We start from the raw sequence: 17924 nt of genomic DNA, 5'->3' as shown, positions 1-17924 counted from the left end.
CTAACCTGCTGGAGCAAGCTCCAGCAAGTCCGCTCGACTTGCATGTATTAGGCACGCCGCCAGCGTTCGTCCTGAGCCAGGATCAAACTCTCCGAAGAAAATTTGTGACTCAATTTGTTGCTGACTTCAAAAATTTAAAACGTTTGGTACGCTTTTGGTTTTGTTTAGTTTTCAAAGATCAAGTTAAAAATTGGAGCGGGTGATGGGAATCGAACCCACGACATTAGCTTGGAAGGCTAGAGTTTTACCATTAAACTACACCCGCGAAAAGTTTTTGTCTGGTCGGGAAGACAGGATTCGAACCTGCGACCCCTTGGTCCCAAACCAAGTGCTCTACCAAGCTGAGCTACTTCCCGGACACATAATATATAGAATGGCGCGCCCGATAGGAGTCGAACCCATAACCTTTTGATCCGTAGTCAAACGCTCTATCCAATTGAGCTACGGGCGCACTTGTTAATGTCTTGTTAATGAAATGAAGCGACTTAAATATAATACCAAGTTGCGTTCTTTTTGTCAACAACTTTTTTGAGGTTTTTTAAAGCTCTTTTGGTGCGGCCGAGAAGAGTCGAACTTCCACGGGGTTGCCCCCACTAGGCCCTCAACCTAGCGCGTCTGCCATTCCGCCACGACCGCGAAAAGATAAAAAATGTATGGTGCGGGTGAAGGGACTCGAACCCCCACGTCAAAGACACTAGATCCTAAGTCTAGCGCGTCTGCCAATTCCGCCACACCCGCATACATTAGTTAAAATGGTGTGCCATGAAGGACTCGAACCTTCGACCCTCTGATTAAAAGTCAGATGCTCTACCGACTGAGCTAATGGCACTTAATTAAGAAAACACTCTTTAGTTTTGCAAGACACCCAAATCTCAATGAGATTAATGTCTTAAAATAAAAATGGCTGGGCTAGCTGGATTCGAACCAGCGCATGACGGAGTCAAAGTCCGTTGCCTTACCGCTTGGCTATAGCCCAATAAAATGGCGGTCCCGACCGGGATCGAACCGGCGATCTCCTGCGTGACAGGCAGGCATGTTAACCGCTACACCACGGGACCAAATATGATGGTGGAGGATGACGGGCTCGAACCGCCGACCCTCTGCTTGTAAGGCAGATGCTCTCCCAGCTGAGCTAATCCTCCCAATCATTGATATGCAATTTAAAGCGATGACCCGTACGGGATTCGAACCCGTGTTACCGCCGTGAAAGGGCGGTGTCTTAACCGCTTGACCAACGGGCCAAAGACAAAAAAATAATGGCGGAGAAGGAGGGATTTGAACCCTCGCGCCGCTTACGCGACCTACACCCTTAGCAGGGGCGCCTCTTCAGCCACTTGAGTACTTCCCCATAATATGGCTCCGCAGGTAGGACTCGAACCTACGACCGATCGGTTAACAGCCGATAGCTCTACCACTGAGCTACTGCGGAATAATTAGTCATGACAGACTTCTTTAATTATATGAAGATTAGTACAAGCTGTCAAGCCTTCTTTTTATTAATGTTTTGCGTCTCTTACGACGGCTTTTATAATTTATCACAGCTTTGTATAATGAGTCAACCCCTTTTTTATCTATGAAACAAGTTTTATTTTCCCGCCGCATTTTCCGCATACATACTTGGTAGTATCCATTCTTCTGTGCCGTTTATAAATGAACATACACGCTCTGCACTGATACACTAATGTCTTCTTTTTTCTGACTGTTGTCTGAAGCGGCGTGCAAAATCTCGGGGCACCTACTTTCGAAAGAAGCTCTCTAAATTCAGAATCACGGTGCTTATACCCTCTGCCCTCTATATGGAGATGATAGTGGCATAGTTCATGTTTGATGATACCGATAATCTCTTCTAATCCCTGAGCTAAATACTTAGGGTTAATTTCAATGTTGTGGCTTTTTAAAAGGTATCTTCCGCCTGTTGTGCGCAGCCGGGTGTTAAAGATCGCTTTATGTATAAACTTTTTATGAAAGTAAGTTATTGAAATCGATTCTGTCAGTTCCTGAAGCTCTGTTTCATTCATCGGCTGCACCCCGCATAGTTTGTATCTCCGAACAGGACATCTTGCGCCCGCATATAGTAAGTAATACACATACTCCATTATAAACAATAAGGAGGAACGAGCAATGCCTTCATGGTTAAAAAACCAAATGCAGCGTGCGTTTTATGAAAAGGACCGCTATCAAATAAAGATGTTGAATCAATGCTGGTATTTCTATAGAAAAAAACACTGCTCATGAGCAGTGTTAGTAAAAACTACATTTATTATAGCTGGATTTATTAGCCGAAATGGGGAATCATTTATCAAATCCCCCATTCGAATCTATAACACTGCACACATGCAGTGTTTTTCATTAACTGTTAATCATCGTCAAAGCCACTCGGCCTTTATGCTGATCTACAGAGTCCACCCATACCGTAACAACATCACCGACGGAAACGACATCGAGAGGATGTTTGACAAAAGAGTTTCTGAGCTTTGAAATATGAACGAGCCCATCCTGTTTAACGCCGATGTCCACAAACGCCCCAAAATCTACAACATTGCGCACAGTGCCCTGAAGTTCCATGCCTGTCTGAAGATCCTCGAGTTTCAATACACCCTTTTTAAGCAGCGGCTTAGCTATTTCATCACGAGGGTCACGTCCTGGACGAACAAGAGAATCACAAATATCTTTCAGAGTCAGCTCTCCAAGATCAATAGCTTCTGCGGTTTCTTTTATATTAATTCCCGCAATTTTTTCTCTCAGCTGCTCCGTTCCAACATCCTTCAAGGTTAGTCCCAGCATTTTCAGAAGCGCTTCAACCTCTTTGTAGCTTTCCGGATGAATGCCTGTTGAGTCAAGCGGATGCTTTCCGTCAGGTATCCTCAGGAAACCTATGCATTGTTCAAACGTTTTTGCGCCAAGCCGCGGTATTTTCTTTAATTGCTTCCGGTCCTGGAACTTCCCGATTTCATCCCGCTCCTTCACAATGTTGACCGCAACGGCCTTACTTAAGCCCGCTACATATTGCAAGAGTGATGATGATGCCGTATTGACATTCACTCCTACTTGGTTAACAACTGTTTCAACAACGAATGTAAGAGAATCATTCAGCTTCTTCTGTGTGACGTCATGCTGGTATTGACCTACTCCTACTGATTTTGGATCAATTTTAACTAGCTCTGCCAGCGGATCCTGCAATCTTCTTGCGATGGAGACCGCACTTCGTTCTTCTACCTGAAACTCAGGGAATTCTTCACGGGCCAAGTCTGATGCAGAATATACACTGGCCCCTGCTTCGTTTACGATAATGTAGGCAAGATCTGATTTTAATTCATCAATAAGATCTGCAATGAATTGTTCTGTCTCTCTTGAAGCCGTTCCGTTTCCAATCGCAACGAGCTCGATGTTATTTTTTTTGATCACATCGATTAGCTTTTGCTTTGCTTCTTTTGCTTTATTGACCGGCGGATGAGGGTAAATGACGCCTATTTCAAGAACTTTTCCGGTCTCATCGACAGCTGCAAGCTTACACCCTGTCCGGTACGCCGGGTCAACACCTAATACGACTCGGCCTTTCAAAGGCGGCTGAAGCAAAAGGTTGCGCAGATTTTCTGAGAAAATATGAATCGCCCGATCATCCGCTTTCTCCATTAATTCTTTTCGGATCTCACGTTCAATGGAAGGCTGAATTAGTCGTTTATAGGCATCTTCAATGGCTTCTACATAAACATCCTTTACCACTGTATGCTGATTTTTCAATTCATTTCTTTGAATATGAGAAGTGATCAGATCTGCCGGCGCCTGGATGGCAACTTTCAGAATGCCCTCTTTTTCTCCACGGTTCATAGCAAGGACCCGATGCGGGACAACCTTTTGAATCGGCTCTTCGTACTCATAGTACATTTCGTATACTTTCTTCTCATCTTTTTCTTCATCTTTTGAAGATGTGATGATTTTCCCTTTTCGGAAGGTTTGTTCGCGAATCCACTGACGGTAAGCTGGCTCATCCGAAATCCACTCAGCTAAAATGTCCTTAGCCCCATCGATTGCATCTTCCGCAGTCAAAACCTCCTGCTCTTCGTTTACAAACTCCATCGCTTTTTCTTTAAGAGACCCATTAGAAGGCTGTCCTTTAAACCACTCGGCAAGAGGTTCTAAGCCCTTTTCTTTCGCAACCGTAGCTTTGGTTCTCCGTTTTTGTTTATAAGGCCGATAAAGGTCTTCAACCTTTTGAAGCTTTAAAGCACCTTCTATCTCTTTTTTAAGATCTTCTGTCAGCTTCCCCTGTTCATCAATTAAACGGATGACTTCTTCTTTTCTTGATTCCAGGTTTTGAGTGTAGTGCCACTTTTCCGAGATATCACGGATTTGCACCTCATCTAGTGCACCTGTCTGTTCTTTTCTGTACCTCGCAATAAAAGGAACGGTATTGCCGTCTTCGAGTAATGCAATCACATTTGATACCTGTTTATATGTAATGGATAAATCCGCACTGATTGTTTTCATAATGCGCTCTGTTTTCTCTGCCATTCTTTTCCCTCCCCAAAATAAAGACTTAGAAACATTTTACCAAAAGACGCTAACTTTAAAAAATGCACAAAATAAAAAAAGCCGTCAACTAGAATAGCTGACCGACTACGTAGGTTAAATCATCTTGTCTTGAGATTGTATAAGGCTCAAGCTGATTAGAAATATCTTCAATTGTCCGGTAATCCTTAAGCAGTGATTTTACAGCAGGAATGTTAAGTCCGTCTGAATGGATAATGAATTTCGCTCCAGGATCATATGCAAAGGATTGAACACGGAACTTCTGAGGTTTTCCTGACATATAGCCAAGTACAGGAAGAGGATAGACAAACGTGCCAGACGGAGAATAGAGGACAAATCGGATATTTCCAACAGAACTGAATGTAAATTGATTCTGTTTAAAATACGCTTTAAAAATAGCAACAGTTGCTCCGCGCTTATTTTTCAGCACCTCATTTGATTTCTCGATCATCAGGCCAACGTCCTCGGCATGAAATTCCTCAACGACTTCTTTTATGGCAGAAGAAGATTCATAAGCCCGTTCACCGCTGCCGAGACCGTCTGCAACAGCACATACGAAATAGTCTTCAGTTGCTTTAATCAAGAAACTGTCCCCGCATAACGTTTTACCTTCTTTTTGCATTTGATAAGCATATGCGTGGACATGATTATTTTCTTCAATTTGAATCATTAATGCAGCCCCATTGATAAGTCAGCCGAAAGTGCTTCTTTTAACTTCGTAATCGCTCTTCTTTGAAGTCTAGATACATGCATTTGAGAAATACCAAGGATTTCTCCCGCTTCCTTTTGACTCTTATTTAAAATATATGTGTGATGAATAATTTCTTTTTCGCGGTCAGACAGAACGTGAAGAACACTTTCGAGCATAAGCTTTTGATTGACCTGCTCGTATCCTTCTTCCTTAGATCCTACGATATCAAGAATTGTTACTGTGCTGCCGTCGGAATCAGCCTCAATTGAATGATCGACAGATAAAGCCTGATAGCTTTTGCCCATCTCCATCGTCTCGAGCACTTCTTCCTCTGTCACCTCAAGATAGTCTGCAATTTCATGAACAAGCGGTGAGCGCTGAAGGGAATTTGTCAATTCGTCTACAGCCATTTTGATTTTGGGTCCAAGCTCCTTAATTCTTCTCGGAACATGAACACTCCATGTTTTATCGCGAAGGAATCGCTTGATTTCGCCGATGATAGTCGGAATGGCAAACGCTTCAAACGTCTTTCCAAACTCTGGGTCATAGCGGCGGATTGCACCAAGCAAGCCAATCATGCCCACCTGTTTTAAGTCTTCATGAAAGCTTTTGCCTCTTGAATATTTCTTTGCGAGAGTTTCAACCAGCCCGCTGTAATATTCAACAAGAAAAAGCTGAGCATCTTCATTTTGATTGTGCTGAAAATCGAAAATCAATTCATTGATTTCTTCTTTAGTTCGCTTCGTAGTTTTGGATGGTTGTGTCATGTTCTACTCGCTCCCCGTTTAAATACTTTGTCATAAAGACGGTAACGCCGGAATCGATCTGCACACGTACTTCATCCATGAGCGTTTCCATCAAGTAGAGCCCCAACCCTCCTTCTGGAAGTTGGTCAACAGGGTTTGCAGCAGAATATGGACCCAGTTCGTTTTTCTTTTGTTCAAAATTGAAGCTTTGACCGCTGTCTGACACCATTACTTCAAGACGATCGTCGTAAAGGCCAAACCCAATCATGACTTCTCCGCCTTCAATTTTTTCGTAGGCGTGCTGCACAGCATTTGTACACGCTTCGCTTGTTGCGATTTTCAAATCTTCAATTTCATCATAAGAGTAACCCATTCTGCTGGCAATACCAGAAAGAGTCAAACGGACAATGCCGACAAATTCCGGTTTAGCAGGTATTTTCACCTCGATGTAATCCACTAACTGTTTCATCGAACCCCACCTTCTGATTTAGAAGAAATGTCAATAATATCACTCAGTCCCGTTATGTTGAATAGTCTTTCCAAACGAGCGGATAAATTAACAAGCTTTAAATCACCCTCATTTTTTCTCACAGCTTTAAGCAAGCCAACAAATGCGCCAAGTCCTGTGCTGTCCATGTAAGAGACATCTTTAAGGCTTACGATCATGACAGGTTTTCCCTTTTCTGCAAGCGGCATTAGTTCTTCTCTTAATTTCGGTGCTGTGTAAGCATCAATTTCTCCAGCCAAATCTATTTGAATATGTTCCTCTGATTGATTAACATTTATATTTAAATTCATCAATATCACCCCAGTAAGATTACTTGTAAGCTAATAAAACAAATACCCACTTTTTTTACAAGTCAAACCTCGCGTTTTAAAATAATCAGCGTAAAATCATCACGCAGTTCAAAATCCTGCATCTGCAAAAAGTCTTTATAAATATTATCTACAATACCCTGTGCATTCAAGTCACTGTATTTTTTTATGAGGTTCGTAATGAAATCACGTTCAATAAACTCTTCATTTGTTTTCGACTCAGTTACACCATCGGAAAGCAAAACAATCATATCGCCCTTTTCGACGATTCTGCTGTATTGCTTGTACTTTATGGATTGATCAATGCCAAGGACCAGACCTTTTGTGTTCATGTCATGAAAACAGTCCTCTTTAGCGCTGTAATAAAATCCAGGCTCGTGTCCCGCTGAGCCATAGACAAACTCATGAGTATCCGTATCATACATTCCATAGAACATTGTAATGAACATGCTCGGGTCTACGTTATGCTCTACAACCCTGTTCAGATTTTCCAGAACCCGGCTTGGAGACCGGCGGGACTCCGGCAAGCTGTCCATCGCATATTTGATCATGGACATACAGAGTGCAGCGGGAATTCCTTTCCCGATTACATCAGCGATGGCAATACTTACGCTTTCTTCATCATAAACAAAATGGTAGTAATCCCCGTTCATATGCTTCGCGGGAACACTTATTGCACCTATATCAAGATTCGGAACTGTAGGCACCGACGTTTCCAAAAGCATATGCTGAACATTCAAAGCTACTTGAATCTCAGACTTAATCTCCTGCTGCTTATCCCGCAGGCTTTGATGCTCCTGATAGGCCAGACCGTACCCCATCATGACCTCTAAAAGAAAGTCTAGAGAGTGCAAAACATCTTGATCTACATCAGGAAATAAATCTTGCAGCACTTTACGATGCAAACTGATAATTTCCTCAGGGGGTACTTGCTCTTCTATTGCTTTTCTGCTGAACTTTTGCCCCTGGTACAAAGCCGTTTCTGTTAATTCCTGCATATAATGACTTAGTATTTCCTGATATTTCGATTCAATGACTTCCTTAAAATCCATCAAGCTTCCTCCTAGCGAAGCCATTTGACAGCTTGGATATCCGTTCCCTCTCCTAAGACGGTATTAATGCTGAATTCATCCATCAGGCGTTTTACTCCAGGCAATCCGGCTCCTAACCCACCAGATGTTGAAAAGCCGTCTTCCATCACTTTTCGGATATCTGGTATTCCTGGTCCGTTATCAATGGCTATTATTTTTAAACCTTTTTTACTGAATTCGCTGATCTGCTCAATGCAAATTTGGCCTTGTCCAGCATACAAATATATATTACGGGCTAATTCGGAAATAGCTGTAGTAATCCTCGCTTGGTCTACGATACCAAACCCGAGTTCTTTTGCAACATTGCGTCCAAGCTGCCGTGCAGCTACAATGTCCCACTCCGTAATGATTTTTACACAGGATTGGTTATCCATGCTTATTCCCCCAGCTCCTGTTGTAATGTTTCAAGTCCTTTTTCGAGGTCAAGCGCGGTTTGGACATCAGCAAGGTGAATGCCAAGCTCAATGAGGGTAATTGCTACCGCAGGCTGAATGCCTGTTAAAACAACTTTAGCTCCCATTAATTTCGACATGCCGATAACATCACCTAAAACCTTGGCGATAAAAGAATCAATTACATCTACGGAGGTTAAATCTATGACAACACCGCTTGCACCTGTTTCGTGGATTTTATGAAGCAGATCTTCCTGAAACTGCAGGGCAGTCTGATCATCAAGTTCCCACTGAATAGATACAAGCAGACAGTTATGAAGCTTTAAAATCGGTATTCTTGGAGTTCTCATTGTGAATCCCCCATTTCTACTATTTGTCGATTTGTCATTTCAAGTGCAGCTTCCATTCCTTTTTGAAGACTGTTCTTCGTAATGACCTGACTTAAATCAATGCCAAGGTTTACGATTGTCTGAGCAATCTCAGGTCTGATTCCCACTAGGAGACATTTTGCCCCTACCAGGCGAACAGCTTCTGAAGCCTGAATAATATGATGAGCAACCATTGTGTCCACAACCGGGACACCTGTAATATCAATTAAAACAACTTGCGCACGATGTTTTACAACACCTGTAAGCAGGTTCTCCATGATTTGCTTTGCTCTCTCTGTATCAATTGTACCAACTAACGGCATAATTGTAATGTTTTCAAATATCGGAATAAGCGGAGCCGATAATTCCTGCAGGGCAATCTTCTGCAGAGAAACCGTACGCTCCCATGACGCTGCATATTGATGAATTAATTCATTATTGATTGGTGAGAGCGACTTGTCAAACTCCCACACCATTTTCATTTTTTCAGCTTCCGGAAGGCCATCCGTCATTTTTGTGAAGATAATTAAAGACAGCTGCTTTAATCCTTCAGATATATACTTTAAACTCCAGCCAAGCTGAACAACCCTGTGGGCGTAGTCAGAAACCTTTTCAGTCTGATCGCTTCCCGGGTTTTTCATATAGCTGATTAAGATTTGCAGATATTCATTGCAGGTATTTAAAAACACTTGATCTGAAAGGATGTTTGAGTACTTCTGATCTCCTAAATCTTTCAGACTGTCTTTCCATTCATTCAAGATTTCATTTTGATGAGCCAGAACAAAATCAAGTACTGGATTAGATGCATCCTTCATGTGCAGATTATCCCCCTCTTATCGTATGGGTAAAAAAGTAAACAAGTTATTCCACTTTACATTATACCGATTTATGCCAATAAAATAAAAAAAAGTTGCTTAATGGGAGCAACTTCCTAAAAAATAACGTTTTTTAGTTTTAAAAATCAATGAGTCCTAAGCTAATTTGGAGAGCTTCGTCCACTTTATCCATCATTTCATCATCTAAGTGTGTAATCTTATCAGTCAATCTCTGTTTATCAATTGTTCGAATCTGCTCTAACAGTATAACAGAATCACGTTCAAATCCATAACGCTTGGAATCAATTTCCACATGAGTTGGCAATTTCGCTTTTTGAATTTGAGCGGTAATAGCTGCTATGATGACCGTTGGACTGAACCTGTTTCCGATATCATTCTGGATGATCAGCACTGGACGGACGCCCCCTTGCTCAGAGCCAACAACGGGTGATAAATCAGCAAAATAAACGTCGCCGCGTTTGACAATCAAAGGATTAACCCCCGCTTACTAAGCGTTCAACGGTGTGGTCAGCCTCTGATTCAGCTTGAAATGCTTCGGAAGCAATGTTTAAGTTAATCTTAGCCATCTCCATATATCCCCGTCTCATCGACTCGCGTATTTGGCGTTTCTTGCGCTCGCGGATATACATCTTTGTTGCTTGATAAATTAACTCGCTTCGGTTCCCGTTCTCTTGTTTGACAAGACCGTCTAATTCCGAGACTAATGCTTGCGGTAAACGAATTAAGATTTCTGTTGTTGCGCTGGATTCAGACACAAACATACACCTCCACCAAACTTACACACCTATTATTCCATTCCACATACAATAATAACACTATCAATGCAAGAAGCAAAGTTATTTTCTAATAATTCAACACTATTATCGGCTTTGCAAAAGCATTTTTATTCATACTTTCTTCTATTCCGGGCGATCCGTCACCTTTTTCATGTGCAAAAAAGAGAGTTTCTCACTTCAATTATACTCTTATTTTTCAAAAACATACGGGGAACACGCAAAGTTATTGTACAAGGAACTTCATAGTTGATGGTTTCCAGTCTTTCTGCCACTTCATCCACAGAAATACACTCATCCTTTTGCCTGCCGATTAACGTTACCTTTGTCCCGATTTCTTTATAGGAGGAGAGCTTAATCATGCATTGATCCATGCATACCCTTCCAACAATTGGCATCCTTTCGCCGTCAATCAGAACATCCGATTCTCTTAAACGGCGCACCCATCCATCTGCATATCCAATCGGAATCGTCCCGATCCATTCATCTTCTTCGGCAGTATACGTAGCTCCGTAGCTTACTTTTTCGCCTTTGCTGATTTTTTTCACATGGACAAGCTTTGAATGAAGGGAAAACGCTTCTTTCAGCTCATAAGGCAGTTCAGGTTTTATTTCTATTGAAGGACTAAGACCGTACATAGAGATTCCCAGTCTCACAGCGTGAACTAATTTTTCAGGAAAACGAAGTCCCGTCGCACTGTTGCCGCAGTGAATCATCACACCGTCATATTGAGCAGCGACCTGCGCCATTGACGTGAACGCAGCGTACTGCTTGTTGAAATAAGCTGTATCCAGCTCATCCGCTGTTGCAAAATGTGTAAAAATACCTTCTATTTTCACACTCGGATTTCCTTCTGCAAATTTAAACGCCTGCTGGATCTCTTCCTCTGACCTAACACCTAGACGGCCCATTCCGGTATCCACTTTCAAATGGACAGATAAAGTTCCCTTGTGAACATACTTTTCAGCTTCTGTCAGCCATTCAAAAGAAGGTGCTGTTAAAATAATGTCCTGATCAACAGCGATTTGCACATCTTCCGGCCGGGATGCACCCATCACAAGGATCGGCGCTTCAAACCCTGCATCACGTAAAACGATTGCTTCATCTAAGAAAGCTACAGCCAGCATGCCCGCGCCTGCTTCAAGAGCAGCCTTAGCCACCTCTTTATCTCCATGGCCATAAGCATTGGCCTTCACAACCGCAATCAGCTGCGTGTTTTCGCCTATATGGTTTTTCATAGATTTCACATTGCTGTATATCGCATCTAAATCAATTTCAGCCCAAGTATCGCGGTAAAAAGAATTTCCCATGTCCTACACTTCCTCATGATTGTCTTTTCTATTGCTGATTATCAAGGGTATAGTGTTCTTTTGTCAAATGAAATCGGTTCCAAACAGGTGAGATTTGAATGGGGAATATGAAGAATTAGTTCTGCGGTAAGTTCTGTGCTGGAAAGATTAAGAATTGCCCAGCTGTCATTTTGTTCACTTATATAGCCGGTATCACTATCTACTAGGGTTATTTCTATCCAGCTCGCAAAAAGCATAAAAAACTTGGATGGCCCAAATGCCATCCAAGTTTGCTTACTTAATTGCCTGACCCTGTACAGATTGAGCTACCCGGATCATCTCTTCCTGAGACAGATCTTTCGATGCAATCATGTACTCTACCCCGTCGAATGTCCAAGTTAAAGATTGTTCTGTTAAAGCTCCGACAGCAACACCGAGGTCAACCGGTTCTCCGCTTACAAAAGAGGAGGTTGCAACAGTGGCAGCGACTGCTTTTTCCTGAATGAAGGTGTAGGATTTTTCACCATCATACGTTTGCACGACCCGCTTGCCATTTTCTGTTTTCATCTCTTTTTCTTCAGTCAGCTTCACACCTTCAATCTGTTCAAGAGGATACTTCACAGCAAAAGGTTCTGAGTTAACAGATGCAGATGTTTCAACATCTACGCTTGCAAATGACATATTCTTTTGCATATCAAATGAGTTTTTATCGAATTTCGCATCAAAATCAAAGTCCGAAAACTCCACCACAACTAATGGATTGCGGTCTGTGTCCATTACTTTGACAACAGAAGGCTTCAGGTCCTTTTTATTGAACGTGATCTCTTGGAGAGGAAGCATCTGGCTGTTTTGATAATTTGTTTTTGTCTCGAAAACGTAAGCATCTTTTGTTGATTTGAAAATCGAATCTGCATCACTCTTAATGTCTTTCACCAGTGATTCGAAAAGATAAGCCTGGCTGCTGTTTTGCGGCCATTCACTTTGGAAACGGAAGCTTTTCTTAAGGGCCGGTGTCAGGACAAACACGCCCTCATTATTGCGGAGAATCATCTGGCTCTGGTCTTTTTCAGCATTTTTCAAGTTTACTCTGTAGAATGAAGGCTGCTTATGCCAGATTTCCACCTCGTAAATTTGAGGCTCACTGCCTGTTTGAAGGGTCATTTGCGCTTTCGCTTTGTACCCCGATAACTCCTCAACCTTTTTATCCAGGTTTTCCACAACATCCGTCTTGGATTTCTCTCCGCATCCGGCAAGCATTAATACAGCGAGCAATCCAATGGCCAGTAATAAAAAGTGCTTTTTCACCTTTTCAACCCCTTTGTCTCATATGACGTAAAAAGGAAGAAACTCTCTCCTGAAGAAATCATGTAAAAGTAAGCACGACCTCCTCAAACGACTTGTCTCTCCTACCGCTGTACAAATATATGAGACAAAGGATATGAATATGCAGACTAGCTTGACGAGCTTTCAATAATTACTTGAGCGGCCGCATATTCCTTTGTGTGCGTGATTGATACGTGAATGATAAAACCCGGCAAATCAGGCATTGTTACAGCCGGTTTCCCGTTTCCATCATTCAGTATTTCAATTTCCTTAAAACTCAATTCTTTTCCGATTCCGGTTCCCATCGCTTTTGAAAACGCCTCTTTCGCCGCAAATCTTCCGGCGGCATATTCGATTTTCCTCCGGGGTGCATGCGATTGATATTTATCTTTTTCTCTCTCTGTAAGAATCCGGTCAATGAATTTCGGATGTCTCTTTATTAAACGTTCAATTCGTTCAAGCTCTGCTAAATCAAGACCAATCCCTTTAATCATGCGGACACCTCTTTTTGTTCAGTATGTACTAATATGCTCTCATATCTCATAACCGTGTTAATATAGAAACAACTAAGTCGTTAGAATAAGGAGACACTCTCTATGTTTACAAGATCAGAAGATTTCAGAACGTTTATCCGTCTATATCCTGCTGTAACCGTCATTGTCTGTATTCAAGTCTTACTGTGGCTCTTGTTTTTACTTCCAGTTCCTACAATAACATATTTTTTCGCCTCTTTAGTAGGATACAATGCCGGTGTCGCAAACGGAGAATGGTGGCGCTTGATTTCCCCTATTTTCCTTCATGCAAACTTCGCTCATATCCTATTTAACAGTGTATCCATCATCCTGTTCGCGCCGGCATTAGAACGGATGCTTGGAAAAATCCGCTTTATTGCTGCCTATTTGGCAACAGGCATCGCCGCAAATCTGGCAACCTACTTCATCATAGAAGATTTAACGTATACTCACGTCGGAGCTTCAGGGGCCATCTTCGGCTTATTCGGCATCTATCTTTACATTGTCGTATTCAGAAAAGATCTGATTGATTCTTCAAACTCTCAGCTCATTATTACCATTTTAGCCATTGGAATTGTCATGACATTCATCAATACGAACATCAATATCATTGCCCATATTTTCGGTGCCGTTGCAGGTGCGCTGCTTGCGCCTTTGTTTCTTAAAAGAAAAGCGTAGCCGACTGGTTAGCGCAGGCAGACAGATAAGGATTCTCCCGGCGGTGGAGCTGGACAATGCGAAAAGCGGAATCGCCCGTTTATCTCCAACAAAAATAATCACCAAAAAAAGACGCCCATCCTCAAAGGATCGCGTCTTTTTTCGCGTGATTTTCATAAGAATACCACTCAAAAACTTCTCCGGCATCCTCAATATCGACGCCTTTTACCATGAAATGCGTACCGCCCAGTCCAGACGTTGTTGAAGATTGAATCGATGCAAGGTCTAAACGGCGCTGAAAAAAGGATTGTCTTGCTTCAATGACCTGAATTCTTTTTCGTTTTACAACAAAGGTGGACTTCACCAGATTTCTTGATGAAAGCGTAAGTTGCTCAGCATGGATGGCCCATCCTGCATCTTTAAATGACGCGAGACCAATCAGAAGTCCTGCAGGAACTGTCAGCAGTGCAAGGTAACCCCACGGCTGAAAGAAGTAGCTCAGAATGCATGAGATCACTAAGAAAGGAATGGTATAGACGAGAACATATCCTCTTCTCGCTCTCTTTGGAAGCGGGTTTAATTGATCTGCTAAAGAAAAGTCAGGTGTAAATTCCGTTAGGATCTGCTTAATTTTCGTTTTTTTAATCAGCGGAAAAAGGACGGCTGAAACATTTTCATCTTTAGCGCTTCCACCTGCGCTGACAATGTGCACAGTTGCATACCCGAGCGGCTGGCGAATCAGGTTTTCGCTGATTTTCATAGCCTGTATTCTCTCAAGCGGAATCGTCAGCTGGTGCTTTTCAAACAAACCTCGCGAGATGACCAGATCCTTTTCTTTCTTTACCACTGTAAAGTTGGCAAACTTCAGACAAACGCCGATTATGCTCAGGATCCATGCGATGAAAAATGCAATGAAAACAAGAATAGCATAAACGGTAATGCTTGCGTTTGAAAGAAAAGAAAAACGATCGATAATGTCATCAAACGGGATAAGCTCGTCAAATTGTGAGAAAAAAGCAAATGCAGCAGACAGAACAACTCCGATTCCGCTCGATGTCGATGCAGCAACCATCAGTTCTTTTGCACCAATTTTATATGTTAAATAGGGTTTTTCTTCTTTTACTGTCTCAATGATCTCATCATGATCCAGTTCCTTTTTTCTTTCCGCTAAAACTGAATGAATCCTGCGGGCTTCCTCTTTTGTAACGGCTGTAAGAACAGCTTCAGCCTCTGCGCCTCCTCCGGCTGTTTCAAGCTGGAGCTTCACAAGTCCGAAAATCTGCTGAATGATGCCGGCACTTTCATTAATTGATTGGATTCTTTCAATCGGAATATATCTTTTCTTTTTTATAAGTAAACCGAATTCAATCCGCAGTTCATTGTCTTCAATGCGGTATGTATATTTCAACCAGCTGATGATACTGTAGATGATCATTACAATCAGAATCACCGCAAGTCCAATAAAGAAATAGATCTTATAGTCGTTAACGAAGAAAAGAACAATGACAGGGAAGATTCCATCTTTCAATTGTTTGACAAAGGTTAATATAGCGGAAGCGGGATGCAGTCTTTTCGGCTCAGACATCATCTTCGGTCACCCTCGCAAGCTTCGATATAAAGTCACGAAGCTGATCGGCTTCAATTACATCAAGTGCAGGAATCTCATGAATGGTTGCAGCTGTATGTATTGTTACAGTTGCAAGGTCATTTTTCCTGAGCAATGGCCCCTGTTTTGTATTGACATGCTGCACTCTGACCATTGGAACCAGCACTCTTTTCACCACAAATAAGCCGGACTGAATGTCAATTTCATTTTCATGTACCTCATACCGCCAAGTGCGGTGTTGTATTTTCGGAGTAATAAAAATAAATATGATGGAAAAGATCAGCCATGTTCCGAGGACGGCAACGGCAATCCATATTGGCCACTCAAAGTAATAAACAGCAAACGCAATTCCTCCGGATACAGCCAAAAAAATCAATGATTGGATCAGTGCTGAAAGCTTCCATACCTTTAGTGCTTTTTGACTGATTTGATACTTAGGTGCTTCTCTCATCTCTGTTCCCCCTGAACTAGCAGCTCTCTCTTTATATACGGATGAACGGCTCATTTGTTTCATCTTTTAGAAAATCATTCCATTTACATTATAAAGAATTGAACCTTGCTTGAACACTACTTCAGCAAAAACGATGCTCCGTCTATTTTTTCAACATCCGGAAACAAGCACATCTGCTCCATTAATTGAAAAAGAGCAGCATCTTTTTGCTTTGCTTCAATCATACAGTCAATCTGCGGTACACTTCCTTTTATTTCTGAAAGAAAGGCCATGAAAAGCGCTGGATCCACAAAATCAGCGTGAGCATTAAACTCCTTTTCACTTCGCGGGCTCGATATATGCATTTTCACAGGAAGGGAGGAATGCTGCCAGCTTGCAGCCACACGCTCCCAATGTTCGGCCCAATTCGAATCTTTTTCATGATTGGCCAAGTGATGATGATAATCAAAAACCAGCGGTATAGCCAATTTCTCGCATAAGTAAAGGGCATCTTGAAGAGTGAAGGTTGTATCATCATTCTCTAACATCAGCATATTCTGGATCTTGACGGGTACATACCCCCAATTGTGAATGAATTGTTCGAGGGCTTTATCTTTATCGTTGTATGCACCTCCTACGTGAATGACACATCTGTGTTCGTGAGGCACATTCATCCCTCTCAGCAGCGCTTCATGCATGCTTAATGTCCTGAGTGATGTATTAAGAATTTCAGGCTTTGGCGAATTCAGCAGGACAAAATGATCCGGATGAAAATCCACTCTCATTTTTGATTTTGAAATCCACTCGCCAAGCTCCTGCAGAGGTTCTCTAAGCGCACGTAAATAGTTAAAATCTTTTATCTCAGGATGATTTGCCAGGGGAATTAATTTTGAACTGAAACGGAAGAAATGAACATCGTGACCGACATTGTGTTTAATAAGGCGAAGGCAATTTTCCAGATTTGCCGCTGAAATTCGTTCAAGCTTTTCTATGGCAGCTTCGCGATCTTTTAACCGCTGAAATTGTGCATATGTCATCGTTTGGGAAGGAGAACAATTTTTCAGATTTACACTCATTGCAACATAACCTAAACGGACGATTGTCATAGAACTCACCTTCTTTTCTAAGATACCTATAGGTTGCCCGGGATGCAGGAAAATAAGTGCGGCAGCTTTAGCAGTATGCTCTAAACAAGAGTTAAGAGCACTAACTGATGAAACTGCTCCACCCGAAATGCGCTAAACAAGAGTTAACAGCACTAAGTGAGGATACCGCTCCTTCTGAAGGGGGCTAAACCGGAGTTACGAGCACTAACTGATGAAACTGCTCCACCCGAAATGCGCTAAACAAGAGTTAACAGCACTAAGTGAGGATACCGCTCCTTCTGAAGGGGGCTAAACCGGAGTTAACAGCACAAACTGAGGAACCTGCTCCACCCGAAGTGCGCTAAACAAGAGTTAACTGCACTAAGTGAGGAGAACGCTCCTTCTGAAGAGCGCTAAACCGGAGTTAACAGCACAAACTGAGGAACCTGCTCCACCCGAAGTGCGATAAACAAGAGTTAACTGCACTAAGTGAGGAGAACGCTCCTTCTGAAGTGCGCTAAACAGGAGTTAAGAGCACATAGAGTGGATACCCCTTCACCCGAAGTGCGCTAAACAAGAGTTAACTGCACTAAGTGAGGAGACCGCTCCTTCTGAAGTGCGCTAAACCGGAGTTAAGAGCACAAACTGACGAACCTGCTCCACCCGAAATGCGCTAAACAAGAGTTAACATCACAAACTGAGTATACCGCTCCTTCTGAAGTGCGCTAAACAGGAGTTAAGAGCACATAGAGTGGATACCCCTTCACCCGAAGTGCGCT

Annotated in this window: 20 protein-coding genes, 12 tRNA genes and 1 rRNA gene; 2 read left to right on the top strand and 31 right to left on the bottom strand. The window is 42.3% G+C overall.

The window, feature by feature from the left end; all coding sequences use genetic code 11:
- The 14 genes from E2R53_RS21680 to E2R53_RS21615 form a co-directional block, all read right to left on the bottom strand.
- Window positions 1-98, bottom strand: a 16S ribosomal RNA gene (locus tag E2R53_RS21680); the annotation flags it as partial.
- 93 nt (window positions 99-191) lie between these two features.
- A tRNA-Gly gene (locus tag E2R53_RS21675) sits at window positions 192-265 on the bottom strand.
- A 14-nt stretch (window positions 266-279) separates the two neighbouring features.
- Window positions 280-356: transfer RNA gene (locus E2R53_RS21670), tRNA-Pro, on the bottom strand.
- 18 nt (window positions 357-374) lie between these two features.
- Window positions 375-451 (bottom strand) — tRNA-Arg (locus E2R53_RS21665).
- A gap of 99 nt (window positions 452-550) precedes the next feature.
- Window positions 551-636 (bottom strand) — tRNA-Leu (locus E2R53_RS21660).
- Between the two features lie 18 nt (window positions 637-654).
- Window positions 655-738, bottom strand: a tRNA-Leu gene (locus E2R53_RS21655).
- A gap of 15 nt (window positions 739-753) precedes the next feature.
- A tRNA-Lys gene (locus E2R53_RS21650) sits at window positions 754-829 on the bottom strand.
- Between the two features lie 72 nt (window positions 830-901).
- Window positions 902-976, bottom strand: a tRNA-Gln gene (locus tag E2R53_RS21645).
- Window positions 977-982: 6 nt separating this feature from the next.
- Window positions 983-1058, bottom strand: a tRNA-Asp gene (locus tag E2R53_RS21640).
- Window positions 1059-1066: 8 nt separating this feature from the next.
- Window positions 1067-1142: transfer RNA gene (locus E2R53_RS21635), tRNA-Val, on the bottom strand.
- 27 nt (window positions 1143-1169) lie between these two features.
- Window positions 1170-1241: transfer RNA gene (locus E2R53_RS21630), tRNA-Glu, on the bottom strand.
- A gap of 16 nt (window positions 1242-1257) precedes the next feature.
- Window positions 1258-1348, bottom strand: a tRNA-Ser gene (locus E2R53_RS21625).
- Window positions 1349-1354: 6 nt separating this feature from the next.
- Window positions 1355-1429: transfer RNA gene (locus E2R53_RS21620), tRNA-Asn, on the bottom strand.
- Window positions 1430-1571: 142 nt separating this feature from the next.
- Window positions 1572-2018: a SprT family protein gene (locus E2R53_RS21615; RefSeq protein WP_133313775.1), complete on the bottom strand. Its 447-nt coding sequence runs from the start codon at window positions 2016-2018 to the stop codon at window positions 1572-1574.
- A 103-nt stretch (window positions 2019-2121) separates the two neighbouring features.
- On the opposite strand from E2R53_RS21615, the gene cmpA reads away from it, so the two are divergent.
- Window positions 2122-2235, top strand: a complete 114-nt coding sequence (gene cmpA, locus E2R53_RS21610) for a cortex morphogenetic protein CmpA (RefSeq protein ID WP_087946367.1) — start codon at window positions 2122-2124, stop codon at window positions 2233-2235.
- Window positions 2236-2349: 114 nt separating this feature from the next.
- On the opposite strand, the gene E2R53_RS21605 is transcribed toward cmpA, so the two are convergent.
- From E2R53_RS21605 to acpS, 14 genes are all read right to left on the bottom strand, one after another.
- Window positions 2350-4512, bottom strand: coding sequence for a Tex family protein (locus tag E2R53_RS21605; protein WP_133313774.1), 2163 nt, complete (start codon window positions 4510-4512; stop codon window positions 2350-2352).
- An 88-nt stretch (window positions 4513-4600) separates the two neighbouring features.
- Window positions 4601-5200 (bottom strand): PP2C family serine/threonine-protein phosphatase, encoded by a 600-nt coding sequence (locus E2R53_RS21600; RefSeq protein ID WP_133313773.1) that lies wholly within the window; start codon window positions 5198-5200, stop codon window positions 4601-4603.
- Window positions 5200-5988, bottom strand: coding sequence for an RNA polymerase sigma factor SigB (gene sigB, locus E2R53_RS21595; RefSeq protein ID WP_133313772.1), 789 nt, complete (start codon window positions 5986-5988; stop codon window positions 5200-5202). The genes E2R53_RS21600 and sigB overlap by 1 nt, the downstream gene beginning before the upstream one ends.
- Entirely contained in the window at window positions 5954-6436 is a 483-nt protein-coding gene (gene rsbW, locus E2R53_RS21590; RefSeq protein ID WP_070878723.1) for an anti-sigma B factor RsbW, read from the bottom strand. Before rsbW ends, sigB begins: the two co-directional genes overlap by 35 nt.
- A complete protein-coding gene (locus E2R53_RS21585) occupies window positions 6433-6765 on the bottom strand; it encodes an anti-sigma factor antagonist (protein ID WP_133313771.1) in 333 nt (110 codons plus the stop codon). Before E2R53_RS21585 ends, rsbW begins: the two co-directional genes overlap by 4 nt.
- 62 nt (window positions 6766-6827) lie before the next feature.
- Window positions 6828-7835, bottom strand: a complete 1008-nt coding sequence (locus E2R53_RS21580; protein WP_133313770.1) for a PP2C family protein-serine/threonine phosphatase — start codon at window positions 7833-7835, stop codon at window positions 6828-6830.
- 11 nt (window positions 7836-7846) lie between these two features.
- Window positions 7847-8248, bottom strand: a complete 402-nt coding sequence (locus E2R53_RS21575; protein ID WP_133313769.1) for an anti-sigma regulatory factor — start codon at window positions 8246-8248, stop codon at window positions 7847-7849.
- 2 nt (window positions 8249-8250) lie between these two features.
- A complete protein-coding gene (locus E2R53_RS21570; protein ID WP_029286372.1) occupies window positions 8251-8616 on the bottom strand; it encodes an STAS domain-containing protein in 366 nt (121 codons plus the stop codon).
- Window positions 8613-9449 carry an STAS domain-containing protein gene (locus tag E2R53_RS21565; RefSeq protein WP_133313768.1) on the bottom strand — a complete coding sequence of 279 codons (837 nt, stop codon included), beginning with the start codon at window positions 9447-9449 and terminating at the stop codon, window positions 8613-8615. The genes E2R53_RS21570 and E2R53_RS21565 overlap by 4 nt, the downstream gene beginning before the upstream one ends.
- Before the next feature lie 139 nt (window positions 9450-9588).
- Complete coding sequence (ndoA, locus tag E2R53_RS21560; protein ID WP_029286376.1) at window positions 9589-9939, bottom strand: type II toxin-antitoxin system endoribonuclease NdoA; 351 nt, start codon at window positions 9937-9939, stop codon at window positions 9589-9591.
- A gap of 4 nt (window positions 9940-9943) precedes the next feature.
- Entirely contained in the window at window positions 9944-10225 is a 282-nt protein-coding gene (locus tag E2R53_RS21555; protein WP_029286378.1) for a CopG family ribbon-helix-helix protein, read from the bottom strand.
- A 170-nt stretch (window positions 10226-10395) separates the two neighbouring features.
- Window positions 10396-11553, bottom strand: coding sequence for an alanine racemase (gene alr / locus E2R53_RS21550; RefSeq protein WP_133313767.1), 1158 nt, complete (start codon window positions 11551-11553; stop codon window positions 10396-10398).
- A 273-nt stretch (window positions 11554-11826) separates the two neighbouring features.
- Window positions 11827-12837: a LolA family protein gene (locus E2R53_RS21545; RefSeq protein ID WP_070878717.1), complete on the bottom strand. Its 1011-nt coding sequence runs from the start codon at window positions 12835-12837 to the stop codon at window positions 11827-11829.
- Between the two features lie 146 nt (window positions 12838-12983).
- The gene (gene acpS / locus E2R53_RS21540) at window positions 12984-13349 is read right to left on the bottom strand and encodes a holo-ACP synthase (RefSeq protein ID WP_133313766.1); all 366 of its coding nucleotides are present in this window, start codon (window positions 13347-13349) and stop codon (window positions 12984-12986) included.
- Between the two features lie 102 nt (window positions 13350-13451).
- On the opposite strand from acpS, the gene E2R53_RS21535 reads away from it, so the two are divergent.
- Entirely contained in the window at window positions 13452-14045 is a 594-nt protein-coding gene (locus E2R53_RS21535) for a rhomboid family intramembrane serine protease (protein ID WP_133313765.1), read from the top strand.
- 121 nt (window positions 14046-14166) lie between these two features.
- Here E2R53_RS21535 and E2R53_RS21530 read toward each other — a convergent pair whose 3' ends face one another.
- The 3 genes from E2R53_RS21530 to uvsE all read right to left on the bottom strand — a co-directional run bounded on the left by E2R53_RS21530 (window position 14167) and on the right by uvsE (window position 17166).
- Entirely contained in the window at window positions 14167-15612 is a 1446-nt protein-coding gene (locus E2R53_RS21530; RefSeq protein ID WP_133313764.1) for a PH domain-containing protein, read from the bottom strand.
- Window positions 15602-16081: a PH domain-containing protein gene (locus E2R53_RS21525; RefSeq protein WP_133313763.1), complete on the bottom strand. Its 480-nt coding sequence runs from the start codon at window positions 16079-16081 to the stop codon at window positions 15602-15604. Before E2R53_RS21525 ends, E2R53_RS21530 begins: the two co-directional genes overlap by 11 nt.
- A 116-nt stretch (window positions 16082-16197) precedes the next feature.
- Window positions 16198-17166: a UV DNA damage repair endonuclease UvsE gene (gene uvsE, locus E2R53_RS21520; RefSeq protein WP_133313762.1), complete on the bottom strand. Its 969-nt coding sequence runs from the start codon at window positions 17164-17166 to the stop codon at window positions 16198-16200.
- Between the last annotated feature and the right edge of the window lie 758 nt (window positions 17167-17924).

The organism is Peribacillus frigoritolerans (assembly GCF_004358755.1).
In the GTDB taxonomy this organism is placed as follows: Bacteria; Bacillota; Bacilli; order Bacillales; family Bacillaceae; genus Bacillus_P.
The sequence above is the reverse complement of the archived record's forward strand: the minus strand, read 5'-3'. Positions and strand labels throughout refer to the sequence as shown.